The sequence below is a fragment of the Mycolicibacterium chengduense genome (assembly GCF_033741155.1).
GTDB lineage: Bacteria > Actinomycetota > Actinomycetes > Mycobacteriales > Mycobacteriaceae > Mycobacterium.
In genome coordinates, this window is record NZ_JAWQNH010000006.1 from 201468 (window position 1) to 215265 (window position 13798).

12 protein-coding genes are annotated in these 13798 nt (G+C 68.2%); 6 read left to right on the forward strand and 6 right to left on the reverse strand.

What is annotated here, in order from left to right:
* The first annotated feature begins 1 nt into the window (after nt 1).
* The gene (locus SBI67_RS22915; protein ID WP_318982767.1) at nt 2–604 is read left to right on the forward strand and encodes a TetR/AcrR family transcriptional regulator; all 603 of its coding nucleotides are present in this window, start codon (nt 2–4) and stop codon (nt 602–604) included.
* Here SBI67_RS22915 and SBI67_RS22920 read toward each other — a convergent pair.
* Nucleotides 577–2859 (reverse strand): molybdopterin guanine dinucleotide-containing S/N-oxide reductase, encoded by a 2283-nt coding sequence (locus SBI67_RS22920; protein WP_318982768.1) that lies wholly within the window; start codon nt 2857–2859, stop codon nt 577–579. The genes SBI67_RS22915 and SBI67_RS22920 overlap by 28 nt on opposite strands.
* 97 nt (nt 2860–2956) lie before the next feature.
* Here SBI67_RS22920 and SBI67_RS22925 point away from each other — a divergent pair, with 97 nt between their 5' ends.
* On the forward strand, nt 2957–4114 hold the full coding sequence (locus tag SBI67_RS22925) for an acyl-CoA dehydrogenase family protein (RefSeq protein WP_318982769.1): 1158 nt from the start codon (nt 2957–2959) through the stop codon (nt 4112–4114).
* Nucleotides 4115–4248: 134 nt separating this feature from the next.
* Entirely contained in the window at nt 4249–6363 is a 2115-nt protein-coding gene (locus SBI67_RS22930; protein ID WP_318982770.1) for a sunset domain-containing protein, read from the forward strand.
* Nucleotides 6364–6370: 7 nt separating this feature from the next.
* Here the strand turns inward: SBI67_RS22930 and lexA are convergent, their stop codons facing one another.
* A complete protein-coding gene (gene lexA / locus SBI67_RS22935) occupies nt 6371–7045 on the reverse strand; it encodes a transcriptional repressor LexA (RefSeq protein WP_266045892.1) in 675 nt (224 codons plus the stop codon).
* Between the two features lie 248 nt (nt 7046–7293).
* On the opposite strand from lexA, the gene SBI67_RS22940 reads away from it, so the two are divergent.
* Nucleotides 7294–7872: a LysM peptidoglycan-binding domain-containing protein gene (locus SBI67_RS22940; protein WP_318982771.1), complete on the forward strand. Its 579-nt coding sequence runs from the start codon at nt 7294–7296 to the stop codon at nt 7870–7872.
* Nucleotides 7873–7946: 74 nt separating this feature from the next.
* Nucleotides 7947–8411 carry a transcriptional regulator NrdR gene (gene nrdR / locus SBI67_RS22945; RefSeq protein ID WP_318983030.1) on the forward strand — a complete coding sequence of 155 codons (465 nt, stop codon included), beginning with the start codon at nt 7947–7949 and terminating at the stop codon, nt 8409–8411.
* 30 nt (nt 8412–8441) lie between these two features.
* On the opposite strand, the gene SBI67_RS22950 is transcribed toward nrdR, so the two are convergent.
* From SBI67_RS22950 to SBI67_RS22960, 3 genes are read right to left on the reverse strand one after another with little or no spacing between them, the layout of a single operon-like run.
* Nucleotides 8442–9143: a PhzF family protein gene (locus tag SBI67_RS22950; protein ID WP_318982772.1), complete on the reverse strand. Its 702-nt coding sequence runs from the start codon at nt 9141–9143 to the stop codon at nt 8442–8444.
* Nucleotides 9144–9170: 27 nt separating this feature from the next.
* Nucleotides 9171–10193: an alpha/beta fold hydrolase gene (locus SBI67_RS22955; RefSeq protein WP_318982773.1), complete on the reverse strand. Its 1023-nt coding sequence runs from the start codon at nt 10191–10193 to the stop codon at nt 9171–9173.
* A gap of 44 nt (nt 10194–10237) precedes the next feature.
* On the reverse strand, nt 10238–11239 hold the full coding sequence (locus SBI67_RS22960; RefSeq protein WP_318982774.1) for a proteasome assembly chaperone family protein: 1002 nt from the start codon (nt 11237–11239) through the stop codon (nt 10238–10240).
* 154 nt (nt 11240–11393) lie between these two features.
* Between SBI67_RS22960 and SBI67_RS22965 the strand changes: the two genes are divergently transcribed.
* Nucleotides 11394–12161: a trypsin-like serine peptidase gene (locus tag SBI67_RS22965; protein ID WP_318983031.1), complete on the forward strand. Its 768-nt coding sequence runs from the start codon at nt 11394–11396 to the stop codon at nt 12159–12161.
* A 13-nt stretch (nt 12162–12174) separates the two neighbouring features.
* On the opposite strand, the gene sthA is transcribed toward SBI67_RS22965, so the two are convergent.
* Complete coding sequence (gene sthA / locus SBI67_RS22970) at nt 12175–13590, reverse strand: Si-specific NAD(P)(+) transhydrogenase (protein ID WP_266045887.1); 1416 nt, start codon at nt 13588–13590, stop codon at nt 12175–12177.
* Nucleotides 13591–13798 lie beyond the last annotated feature (208 nt).

Below are 13798 nucleotides of genomic sequence, written 5' to 3' on the forward strand. Positions count from 1 at the left end.
GATGACCGTGAGCACGGACCTGCCGGGTTACAAACAGGCGCGCCGGTCGCAGATCGTGGCGGCGGCGACGGTGGCGCTCAAGGAACGCGACTACGAGCAGATCCAGATGCGCGATGTCGCCGAGCGGGCCGATGTGGCGCTGGGCACGCTGTACCGCTACTTCAGTTCCAAGGAGCACGTCTACGCCGCGGTGCTGATGGAATGGGCGCAGCCGGTGTTCGTCGCCGCGACCGAGGACACCCGCCCGGCCGAACGCCGGGTGCGCGAGAAGGTGCGTGGCATCATCACCAGCTTCGAACGCTGGCCGTCCTTCTTCAAGGTGTGCATGCTGTTGCAGCACACCACCGATGCCAACGCCTTGCCCCTGATGCGGCAGTTCGCCGAGACCGCGCAGCGCACCCTGGCCGCCGACTTCGCCGCCCTGGGGCACCAGGAGTCCTTCGACACCGCGATCATGTTGTGGGGCATCATCAACACGATGCTGACCGGCGCGATTCACAACGGTTATCCGATCGGGGATGCGTACCGGGTCGCCGACGGGTTCATCGATCTGGTGGCTGCGCGCCTACCCGCGGATCAGCGCTCGGTGATCACCGGCGGCTGATGGGCCCGCACCGGGGGCAGCGGCCCGGTGAACTTTTCCACCTGCACCAGCACATGCGCCCCGGTGCAGCCCCGCGCCAGCGCCGAGGTGCCGACATCGTCGGTCAGCACGTTCGGATTGCCGTGCACGCACATCGAATCCGGATCGGCCGGGTCCAGCGGATCGAACCAGGCACCCGTCGACAGCTGCACCACCTTGGCGCGCAGGCCGGCGTCGGTCACCAGCCCAGCCAGGCAGGCGCCGCGGTCGTTGAACACCCGGACCACATCCCCGTCGGCGAGCCCGCGTTCGGCGGCGTCCTCGGGGTGCATCCGGATCGGTTCGCGCCCGGCCACTTTGGACTGCTGGCTGAGCGCACCGGTGTCGAGCTGGCTGTGCAGCCGTGACGCCGGCTGGTTGGCCAGCAGATGCAGCGGATAGGTGGCGGCCCGTGCACCGCCGAGCCATTCCGTCGGCTCGAACCAGGCCGGGTGGCCGATGCAGTCGGCGTAGCCGAAACCGTCGATATCGGCGGAGAAGATCTCGATGCGTCCGCTCGGGGTGTTGAGGCGGTGCGTGTGCGGGTCGGCGCGGAAATCCGAGAGCAGGGTCAGGCCCGGTTCGGTGGGCAACCGCAGTGCGCCGTCGGCCCAGAACTGGTCGAACGACGGAACCGCGAAATCCAGCCCGGCCGACCATTTTTCGTACAGGTGAACCAACCATTGGCGGGCCGTGCGGCCCTCGGTGAAGGCGTCCCCGATACCGAGCCGGCCGGCCAGCGCGGCGAAGGTGTCGTAGTCGTCGCGCGACTGCGCGTGCGGACGAGCCAGGGCAGGCATCGCCACCAGCAGCGGATCGTTACGCGAGCCCGAGAAGTCGTCCCGTTCGTAGGCGGTGGTCGAGGGCACCACGATATCGGCGTGTTTGGCCATCGCGGTCCAGTACGGGTCGTGCACGACGGTGGTGTCCGGTCGGGCCAGGGCGCGGCGCAACCGCGGGATGTTCTGGTGGTGGTGGAAGGGATTACCGCCGGCCCAGTACACCAGCCGGATATCGGGGTAGGTCAGTCGCAGCCCGTTGTAGTCGTATTCGTCGCCGGGATGCAGCAGCATATCGCTGATCGCGGCGACCGGGATGAACGTCGACACCGGGTTGTGGCCCTGGGGCAGTGCGGGCAGCCGCAGCCGCAGCGGGGCCAGGCCGGGTTCGTTCATCGACCCGTATCCGTGCCCGAATCCGCCTCCGGGCAGCCCGATTTGGCCCAGCATCGCGGCCAGGGTCAGCCCCATCCAGGGCGCCTGCTCGCCGTGCCGGATGCGTTGCAGCGACCAGCTGACGGTGACCAGGGTGCGACTGGCGGCCATCCGCCGGGCCAGCGCAATGATGTCGGGCGCGGCGATACCGCTGAGCCGTGACGCCCACTCCGCTGACTTCGGCACCCCGTCGTCGGCGCCGAGCAGGTAGCGCTCGAACCGGTCGTAGCCGGTGCAGTACTCGTCGAGGAACTCGCGGTCGGCCAGCCCCTCGGTGGCCAGCACGTGGGCCAGCGCCAGCATGACGGCAACGTCGGTGCCCGGCACGGGCGCGTGCCACTCACATTCGCCGTCGATATCGTCGCGCAGGGGCGAGAAGGACACGATCTGCCCGCCGCGGGCCCGGAACCGGCGCAGGGCGTCGCGCGCGGGGTGTGCCGTGGTGCCGCCGTGGTTGATGCCGGTGTTCTTCAGCGCGATCCCGCCGAAGCACACCAGCAGGTCGGTGTGTTCGACGATGACGTCCCACTGGGTGGAGCGCTTGAACAGGTCGTCATGGGTGCCGACCACGCGGGGCATGATGGCGCCGGTGGCGCCCAGGCTGTAGGAGTGCCGCGACGAGGTGTAGCCACCGAGCAGTTTGAGGAAGCGATGCACTTGGCTCTGGGCGTGGTGGAACCGACCGGCGCTGGCCCACCCGTAGGACCCGCCGTAGATCGCCTCGTTCCCGTGGCGGTCGATCACCCTGCGCAGTTCAGCGGCCAGCAGCTCGGTGAGCTCCGCCCAGGAGACCGCGACGAACTCGTCGGCGCCGCGGGCGGTGCTGGGACCGGGCCCGTCGCGCAGCCATCCGCGCCGCACCGCCGGCCCGGTGATGCGGGCCCGATGCCGCAGTGAGCCCGGCAGGTTGGCGAGCAGGGGTGACGGGTCGGTGTCACCGGCCAGCGGTGTCACGGCGGTGATATCACCGTCGCTCACCTCGGCGGTGAAGGCACCCCAGTGGGCGAGGCTGGCGCGGGACACGCACCAATCCTAGGGGGATGCCCCGAGCTCCCTACCAACCATCTGGTTGGTATATGTTGGGCGCCACACCGCACATCCCCGTACCGGAGGTCCCACCATGGGTGTCATCAAGTTCGAGCGCACGCTGTTCGAACCGGAGCACGACCTGTTCCGCGAGTCCTACCGCGCGTTCCTCGAGCGGCATGCCACGCCGTTCCAAGAGGAATGGGAGAAGGCCAAGATCGTCGATCGGGAGGTCTGGCGCGAGGCCGGTAAGCAGGGCTTTCTCGGGATGGCAGTGCCCGAGGAGTACGGCGGCGGCGGCAATCCGGACTTCCGCTACAACGTCGTGGTCACCGAGGAGACCAGCGCGGGTCGGCACAGCGGACTCGGTTTCACGCTGCAGAACGACGTCATCGCGCCGTATCTGCTGGAGCTGGCCGACGACGAGCAGAAGAAGCGCTGGCTGCCCGGCTTCTGCAGCGGGGAATTGATCGCGGCGATCGCAATGACCGAACCCGGCACCGGCAGCGACCTCCAGGGCATCAAGACCCGCGCGGTCAAGCAGGGCGACCACTACATCCTCAACGGATCGAAGACCTTCATCACCAACGGGATCCACGCCGATCTGGTGATCGTGGTCGCCTGCACCGACCCGGACAAGGGGGCGCAGGGCTTCAGCCTCTTGGTGGTCGAACGTGGCATGGCCGGCTTCGAGCGGGGCCGTCATCTGGACAAGATCGGGCTGGAAGCGCAGGACACCGCCGAGCTGTCGTTCACCGACGTGGCGGTGCCTGCCGAGAATCTGCTCGGCGAGGAGGGGATGGGGTTCCTGTACCTGATGCAGAACCTGCCCCAGGAGCGGATCAGCATCGCCGTGATGGCCGCCGCCGCGATGGAGGCGACGCTGGAGGCCACGCTGCAATACACCAAGGAGCGCAAGGCGTTCGGCAAGCCGATCGGCAGTTTCCAGAACAGCCGCTTCCTGCTGGCCGAGCTGGCCACCGAAGCCACCGCCGTGCGGATCATGGTCGACGAGTTCATCCGGTTGCACCTGGACCGCAAACTGACCGTGGACCAGGCCGCGATGGCCAAGTGGTACTCCACCGAGGCCCAGGTGCGCCTGGTCGACCGGTGCCTGCAGTTGCACGGCGGTTACGGCTACATGCGTGAATACCCCATCGCCAGGGCCTTCCTGGACTCCCGCATCCAGACCATCTACGGCGGAACGACCGAAATCATGAAAGAGATCATCGGCCGCGGCTTGGGCGTCTGACGCCCCCGCGGCGGAACGCGGCCGCCCGACACGCTTCCGGTACAGGTCTCGATATCCCACGAGATGACGTCTCGCTGTCGCAGAGTTGACGAAAGCGATACTTTCGTGGGGTTTGCACGAGTTCGGGAGGACCGATGACCAGGCAGCGAACCCGGCTGCGCACCGCCGCCGGGCGGGCGTTGCTGGGGTTGGCGGGGCCGGTGATGGTGGCAGCCATGGTGCTGTACGCGGCACCGGCCTTTGCCACACCCGAGAGCGACGCGGATGCGGCGATCAGCGCGGCGTGGGACGGGTCCGGTGGTGACACCGGTCCGCTCGGCGCCAAGGACGGCGATGTCTACGCGGTCGGCGCGGGCTTCGGTCAGAACTTCGCGGGCGGCAAGATCTTCTTCACCCCGGAGACCGGCGCCCACATCATGACGGGCGCGATCCTCGACAAGTACCAGGCCCTGGGTGGGCCGGCGGACAGCGATCTGGGCTTCCCGACCATCGACGAGGGGCCGGGTCGCGCACCCGACAGCCGCAACACCACCTTCAGCGCGGCGGACAAGCCCGTCATCTTCTGGACACCGGACAACGGGGCGCGGGTGGTGCGCGGTCCGATCAACGCCGCCTGGGACAAGCTCGGCGGTTCGGCCGCGGTGCTCGGGGTGCCGTCCGGGGACGAGACGTCGCGCGGGGACGTGATCTCGCAGCAGTTCACCGGTGGTGAGGTGTCGTGGAACCGCAAGACCAAGCAGTTCACCACGAACCCGCCCGAGCTGGCCGACCAGCTTGCCGGGCTGGAGGTGCCCTCGGACGCCACGTCGGAGATCGCCGCCGCGCGCCGCGCGGCCGGGGGTGCGCTCGGCCCGCTGGGCGCGCCGGACGGCGGGCAGTACCCCATCGGCTCCGACGGTGTGGGACAGAACTTCGCCGGCGGCAAGATCTTCTACAGCCCGGCCACCGGCGCCAACGTGGTGACCGGGCAGGTACTGGCCAAGTACGAGAGTGTCGGGGGCCCGACCGGCGATCTGGGATTCCCGACGGCCAGCGAGGCCGACGGGGGACTGGCGCCGGCCAGCCGGTTCGTGCCGTTCGCCGCCGCCGACCAGCCCGTCATCTTCTGGACGCCCGACTTCGGCGCGGTGATCGTGCGCGGGGCGATGAATGCCGCCTGGCAGAAGCTCGGCGGGGCGACCGGTGAGTTGGGCGCCCCCAAGGGCGACCAAACCGAGAATGGTGACGTCGTCAGTCAACAGTTCAGCGGCGGCAGTATCTCCTGGAATCGGACGACGCACGATTTCAGCACCGAACCTGCGAGCCTGCAGTCGCGACTGGCCGGACTCGAGGTACCGGGCGCGGATGCGCCGAAGGCGCCGGCCGCTGAGCCCACCGGTGGCGACGGCAAGAAGTGGTACGCCTGGAGCTGGTGGTGGCTGCTGGGCCTGATTCCGCTGCTGGCGTTGATCGGCCTGATCGCGGTGGCGGTGCTGCGCAATCGGCGTTCCCGCGACGAGCACTTCGCCGGCGACCATTACGACGAGTACGAGTCCGGCTACCACGAGGGGTACCAGCCCGAGGGTTACGAGCACGCCGGTTATGACAGCGCCGGATACGGCCAGACCGGTTTCGACAGGGAGCGCGGCGAGGCCGGACGTGACGATGACGGCTACGACTCGCACGAGCCCGACGACTACGAGAGCGGCCCGGCCGGCTTCGGTCAGGAACCCGGTGGGTACGCGCCGCACAGCCCGTGGGCGTTGTCGACGCCCACGGCCGACGATGCGACCGAGGCGGCCGACCCCGAGGATGTCGATGACGCCGACTTCGTCGACACGGCGCCGACGCGCATCGAGTCCGATGCCCCGGACGACGTACCCGCAGACGCCCCCGCAGAGGAACCCACCGCGGTACCCGCTGCCGAACCCACCGCAGAACCGTCGATCGAGGCCGACACCGAACCGCCGACGACGGGGGTGAGCCTGGCGGGCGGCCTGCCTCCCGTTCCGCGCTCCACCTACGAACCCGACTTCCCGAGCGGGCGGCATGCGGCCATCGAGATCGAAGAACCGGATCCGGCGCGCACCGCGGTGCGGCCGGCCGGTAGTGATCCCTTCCGCGCGCCCGACGGCTACCTGGTCAAGGCCGATACCGGCACCGGCCTGTACTGGACTCCGGGAACGCCCGGGTACGACCAGACGCCGGCCGAGATCTGGTTCGCCAGCGAGGAATTCGCGGTGACGAACGGATTCGTCCGCGCGGAGTGACCGCGCGTCAGATCTTGCGGATGACGGTCACGACCTTGCCGAGCACCACCGCGTCGTTGCCGGGGATGGGGTCGAACGCCGGGTTGTGCGGCATCAGCCAGACCTGACCGCTGGTCCGTTTGAAGGTCTTGACGGTGGCCTCACCGTCGATCATGGCGGCGACGATATCGCCGTTGTCCGCGACGTTCTGCTGGCGCACCACGACCCAGTCCCCGTCGCAGATGGCAGCGTCGACCATCGACTCGCCGACCACCTTGAGCAAGAACAGCGAGCCTTCGCCGACCAGTTCGCGCGGTAGCGGGAAGACATCCTCGACGGCCTCCTCGGCCAGGATCGGCCCGCCCGCGGCGATCCGGCCCAGCACCGGCACGAAAGTGGGCTCGGGTAGCGCATCCGATCCGGCGACATCGGTGGCCACGATCGGCGTCACCGCGTCGTCTGCGCCGCGGACATCCACCGCACGCGGACGGTTGGGGTCGCGGCGCAGATAGCCCTTGCGCTCCAGGGTGCGCAGCTGGTGGGCCACCGATGACGTGGAGGTCAGACCGACCGCGTCCCCGATCTCGCGGATGCTGGGCGGATACCCGCGACTGGTGACCGACGCGCGGATGACCTCGAGGATCGTGCGCTGCCGCTCGGTGAGTCCCGACCGCGGTTCAGGGGTGTCGGTGTGCTCGCTCATGGCGCCGAATCTAGTCGCACCACCGGCATTAATCAAACATGTGTTCGAGGCGTGTCGCCTCTAGGGCAGGCCTGGGGCCTGTGGGACCTATGAGGCTGCTGTGGCCTATGTGTTCTGAGGGACTTGTCGGTGGGTGCCTTTATCGTTTGCAACAGTTCGATCACATGTTCTACCCATCGAACACGTGATCGACTATCTTCGAACACAAGAGCGAACAACCGGCAGGAAATCCCAGGAAAGGCGACACGATGACCGTCATGGACACCCGATTCGGCACCGAATTCGATGATGCGTTCGATCCCCGCTGCGATCCCCGCTGCGATTCGCGCTTCGAGGCTCAGTTCGAGGCGCCATTCGAGGACCGCGACTTCGGGCGGGCCCGGGTGGCGCTCCGTCGGCCCGCTGCTGCCGAGGTGTGGCCTTTGCCGCGCGATGTCGTCGTGCGCCGTCGCCGTCCGCAGGTGCGCCGGCCGGCCGGGGCTGCGTTCGGTTACCGGGGCACCGGTGTGCTGATGTCGCGGGCATCGCGCCGCCGGCGTCCGATCACCCCGGTCACCACCGTCGTGCTGGCGTTGATCGCCGCGGCGATCACGGTCTGGCTGGGTCTGGTGGCCCAGGTGGGCGGCGGCGTCGGCGACACCGCGGTGCAGGTGCCCACCCGACTCTCGGTCGTCCAGGTCGAGGCGGGGGAGACGCTGCAGCACGTGGCGCAGCGGGTCGCGCCCGACGCACCGGTGAGTTCGGTGGTGGACCGCATCAAGGAGCTCAACAAACTGGACTCGAGCGCGGTGCTGGCCGGCCAGACCCTCATCGCGCCGATCGGCTGAGCCGCCCGAGCGTGGTGCAGGTAGGCTCGGAGACGTTCGATCTGGTCGACATGCGGCACGGCGAAGGAGCGGTGATGCACTGTCCGTTCTGCCGCCACCCGGATTCCCGCGTCGTCGACTCCCGTGAGACCGACGAGGGCCAGGCCATCCGCCGCCGGCGCTCCTGCCCGGAATGCGGCCGCCGGTTCACCACCGTGGAAACCGCCGTGCTCGCCGTGGTGAAGCGCAGCGGAGTCACCGAACCGTTCAGCCGTGAGAAGGTCATCAAGGGCGTGCGCCGCGCCTGCCAGGGCCGGCAGGTCGACGATGATGCCCTGAATCTGTTGGCCCAACAGGTCGAGGACGCCGTCCGGGCCGCGGGCTCACCCGAGATTCCCAGTCACGAGGTCGGGCTGGCCATCCTCGGACCGCTACGGGAACTCGACGAAGTCGCCTACCTGAGGTTCGCCTCGGTGTACCGCTCGTTCAGCTCGGCCGAAGACTTCGAGCGCGAGATCGCCGAACTGCGCGCGCACCGCAAGGTGACCAGTCCCGGCTGACCGTCGGGTGCTGCCGGCAACCCGGCGCCGTCAGTCCAGCACCGTATTCCCGTCGTGCACGACGCGGCCGCCGACCTTCACCCAGCCCTGCGGATCCCACCAGGTGTCGATCCGGGACCCCTTGCCTTGGGTGATGTGCAGATCGCGGCTGAGATAGTCGGTCATGCGGACCGCGGCCGCGCCGGTCGCCTCATCCTCGACGATGCCCAGATTCGGGGCGAACATGCGCGAGCGCAGCTCGCCGGCGGCGGCATCGGTCCACGCCCAGACGTAGTGCTCGACATCGCCGGTGTAATCGCCCGGGTCGGCAGTCAGCACCTCGTCGGCCGACGCCAAGTCGTAGATCGCGAACTCCGGCGCCCACTCGGCCCGCGCGCTGATCACGGTGAGGTCGGCACCGGAATCGTCGGTGCGGTACTCCACCTGCACCAGGCCGGCCGGCACCTGCAGGGTCCGAACGGGGATGCCGCGTGCGCGCAGCCACCACGCCGCACCGACGGTCGGATGGCCGGCGAACGGAAGCTCGACGGCGGGGGTGAAGATATGCGCGCTCGCCGTCGTCGCACCAGGGGCGGGTACGTCGACGAAAATGGTTTCGCTGTAGCCCAATTCGGTGGCCAACCGTTGCCGGTCAGCCGGGTCGACGGTCGCGGCGTCGACCACGCCGAGCGGATTGCCGAACTCGCCTTCGGGATTGGTGAATACACGCAGCACGCTCACTTCGACCGCCATGCCACCGATCGTAGGCGGGAACGCGCGTCAGGTGGCGCTTCGCTCGTCCCCGCCGATCGCGTCGAGCACCGCCACCCGGGTGTCCAGCGACCCGCTGATCGCCTTCTCGCTGATGCCCGAACGCAACAACTGCCGCAGCAGTTCCTGGTCGTAGGGAGCCGGCTGGGTCGAGTCGATGAAACGTTCGACGATATGGACGAAGCGATCCGGGTCGTCGTGGAACGGGAAATGCCCGGAACTGTCGAAGATCTCCAATTGCGATCCGGGCATCGCGGAATGTGCAAGGTGCGCGTGACTGACCGGGATGACCGAGTCCTTCTTGCCCCATACGAGCTGAACCGGAACCGATTCCGTCAAATAACATCGGTCCAGCATGGTGACCACCTGGCCGCGCCAGTCGACGACCGCCCGCAGGGTGCGCGCGAACGCCGAGGAGGCGGTCGGCTCGGGCAGGTCGTTGAGCACCCGCAGCATGTCGGGCAGATCGCGCCCGACGCCCGTCGAACCGAACAGCGCGCCGCCGATCCGTCCGGCCGTCTGCAGGGCAGGTAACACCAACGGCAAACGCAGCAGCGCCAGCGCCTCGCTGCCCATCGGCAGCGAGGCGATCCGCAGGGCGACGTTGACATCCTTGGTGACTCCGCCGGAACCGACCAGCACCAGTCGGTCGACCAGCTGGGGGAACTGGTAGGCGAACTGCATGGCCACCCCACCACCCAGCGAATGGCCGACGACTGTCACATGGTCGATGTCCAGAACGGACAACAGATCGCGCATGCCGTTGGCGTAGGCGGCCACCGAATAATCGGCGCGCGGCTTGTCGGACTGGCCGTGACCGAGCAGGTCAGGGGCGATGACCGTGAACCGCTGCGCCAACGCGGTCTGCACGGTGTGCCACGTCGTGGAGTTGTCACCGATCCCGTGGATCAGCAGGATCGCCGGTCCCGACCCGCAGATCCGGAACGCACGGCGATAACCGTGGATCGTGCGGAACTGCAGGGTGGGCGTGGTCTCCCGCACCGGCCGAAGCTTGGTTTTCCGTTCGGTCATCTCCGCCATGTCCTTCCCCGACCTCGATGCCGAAGTGGTATCGGCTAGGTGTCGTCCTGGCTGTCAGGGAAACCGTCGGAGAAGCCTTCTCTGAACTTGTCGTTCGCCTGTTGTGCCAGGAACCGCTCGAACTCCGCACCCAACTCGTCACCGCTGGGCAGATCCTCATCGCGGGCTAACAACGATCGGTTTTCCTGAGCGGCGACGAATGCATCGTACTGGCGCTCCAATGCCGTCACCACCTGAGCGACCTCGGCGCTCGCCGCCACCTGCTCGTTGATCTTGGTGTGCACGTCCGCCGCGGCTTCACCGAGCGCGGCGAGCGGGATCTGCAGTCCCGCGCACCGGGCGGTCTCGGCCAGCAGGGTCTCGGCGGCCGGCGGGTAGGGAGTTTGCGCCAGATAATGCGGCACATGCACGGTGAAGCCGAGCGCGTCGTGACCGTGCTGGCCCATCCGGAACTCCAGCAGGTTCGACACACTCGCCGGCACCTGGACCTCGCCGACCCACGGGGTGTACTCGCTGATGAGTTCCTTGTCGGTCGCGTGCGCGGTCAGCGTCACCGGCCGGGTGTGCGGCACCGCCATCGGGATGGTGCCCAGCCCGATCACCTGGCGGACACCGAGCCGCTCGGCCAACAGCCGCACCGCCGTGATGAACCGCTCCCAACGCAGGTCCGGCTCCAACCCGGCCAACAGCAGGAACGGGGTGCCCACGCTGTCCCGCAGCGCATACAGGTTCAGTTCGGGTTGCTCGTAGCCGGTGAAGTGATCGGTTTTGAAGGTCAGCAACGGCCGCCGGGACCGGTAGTCGAGCAGTTCGTCGATCGCGAACGATGCCACCAGTTCGGTGTCGAGCGTGTCCTTCAGGTGCTGGGCGGCCAGCCGGACGGCGTGCCCCGCGTCCGAGAACCCCTCCAGCGCATGGATCAGTACCGGACCGCGCCCGTCCGAGGCGGACAGTTGCGGAGCGGGGAACTCCAGCTCGTACATGCCCGTCTGGTCGGGTTGATAGTGCGGTTCAGGGTGACCTGATTGATCGGCCATGTGCTTCACCTCCTCGTCACCAGATTGTCTCGTATTTTGCCCTTGAAACAGCGTGCGGCCCCCGGCTATGCCCCACCTGTCCCGCCTCAGCCGCTTCGTCTCATGTTCTCCCAGCGCGTTCACCAGGTTTCTCGGGCAGGATCATGGCGTGCGGATGACGATGCGGGTGACGGCGCTGGCGCTGGCCGGGGCGCTGGTCGCCGGCTGCGCGGCCGCGCCGCAGGCCCGTCGCTTCACCACCGTGCAGGCCAGCACGCCCGTGGCGGTTCCCGTCGTGCCCGACCGGCGCATCGGCGCCCTCTTCGTCGGTGGTGGTGATCTGCATGCCTGCACCGCGGCGGTGCTGGACTCGCCGGCCGGTGACCTGATCCTGACGGCGGCGCACTGCCTGGACGGGGGACCGGACGCCTCCTTCGCGGCCGGGTTCGCCGGCGCCGCTGACCCGGACCAGCTGTGGCACCTCGACACCATCTATCTGGACCCCCGGTGGAGCGCCAACCAGAACCCCCGCGCCGATTTCGCCGTCGCACGGGTGAGCCGGGGCAGCGGCGGCTCGGTGGCGGCCGCCGTCGGGGGCGGGTTCCGGCTGGGAACGGCACCCAACCCGGGAACCGACGTCGCGGTCACGGGTTATCCGATGGGCGTGGGGGGCGGCCCGATCGGCTGTCACGCGCCGACCAGCACCACCAAGGCGGGCTACCCGTTGTTGCGGTGCGGCGGTTTGGTGGACGGCACCAGTGGTTCGCCGTGGCTGGTCGGTTCCACCATCACCGGGTTGACGGGCGGGCTCGACGGCGGTGGGTGCGCCGAGAACCTGTCCTATTCACCGCCGTTCGATCACACCGCCGAAGAACTGCTGATCCGCGCGGAGGCGCAGGGCCCCGGCGACCAGGCCCCGGATTCCTCGGCCGACGACTGCTGACGGCCGACGACTGTTAACGCTTGAACTGGCTCAGCGCGCGCAGCTTGTTCATCACGTCCAGTGCCGCCACCTTGTAGGCCTCGGAGAACGTCGGGTAGTTGAACACCGCGTCGACCAGGTACTCGACGGTGCCGCCGCAACCCATCACGGCCTGCCCGATATGCACCATCTCGGTGGCGTTGGTGCCGAAGATGTGCACCCCGAGCAACCGCAGATCCTCGGTGGACACCAACAGTTTCAACATGCCGTAGGAGTCGCCCGCGATCTGACCGCGGGCCAGCTCGCGGTACCGCGACACACCCACCTCGTAGGGGATCGCATCCTTGGTCAGATCCACCTCGGTGGCACCGACGTAGGACACCTCGGGAATCGAATAGATGCCGATCGGCTGCAGGTCCATCATGCCCTTGGTGGGCTCGCCGAACGCGTGGTAGGCCGCCAGCCGGCCCTGCTCCATCGAGGTCGCGGCCAGTGCGGGGAAGCCGATCACGTCACCGACGGCGTAGATGTGCTCGACCTTGGTGGCGAAGTTGTCGTCGACGAAGATGCGGCCCCGGTTGTCGGCCTCCAGGCCAGCGTTGGCCAGGTCCAGGTGATCGGTCTGGCCTTGCCGCCCGGCGGAGTACATCACCGTCTCGGCGGGGATCTGCTTACCGCTGGCCAGTGTGGTCACGGTGCCGGCGGCCCCGACGTCGACCGCGGTCACCTCCTCGCCGAACCGGAAGGTGACGGCCAGGTCACGCAGGTGGAAGCGCAGTGCCTCGACGATTTCCGGGTCACAGAACTCCAGCATCGACTCGCGCTTCTCCACCACCGTCACCTTGGTCCCCAGCGCGGCGAACATGGAGGCGTACTCGATGCCGATCACCCCGGCGCCGACCACCACCATCGACGTCGGGATGGCCTTGAGGTCGAGGATGCCGTCGGAGTCGAGCACCCGGTTCTCGTCGAACTCGACACCGCTGGGCCGGGCCGGTTTGGTTCCGGTGGCGATGACGATGTTGGCGCCGCGGATCGTGATCCGCTCGGCGCGGCCGGGGTCGTCGACCAGCAGGGTGTGCTCGTCGACGAACCGGCCGTGCCCGACGTAGAGCTCGACCCGGTTGCGCATCAGCTGCGAGCGCACCACGTCGATCTCCTTGCCGATGACGTGCTGGGTGCGGGCCAGCAGATCGGCGGGGGTGATCTTCTCCTTCACCCGGTAGCTGGCGCCGTAGAGCTCACGCTGGCTCATCCCGGTCAGATAGACGACGGCCTCGCGCAACGTCTTGGACGGAATGGTGCCGGTGTTGACGCACACCCCGCCGAGCATCATGCCGCGCTCGATGACCGCCACCGATTTCCCCAGTTTGGCGGCGGCGATGGCCGCCCGCTGACCGCCGGGACCGGAACCGATGACAACCAGGTCGTACTCCTGCATGGAACCCATGGGTGCAGTCCTACGCCCGACCCCGCCATGGCGCACGCCGACGCGGCAAAATTCATGTGAACTTTGCGCACCGAGCGCCAGATGTCGCCGGCCGGGAACTTCCTGCTGGTGTCGTTCGTCTTTCGTCGTGACGGAGTTTCCGACCACAGAGAGCACCATGCGACGCGCCAAGCGCAAACCCCGAAGACCCCGCCGCCGGCCCGTTGAG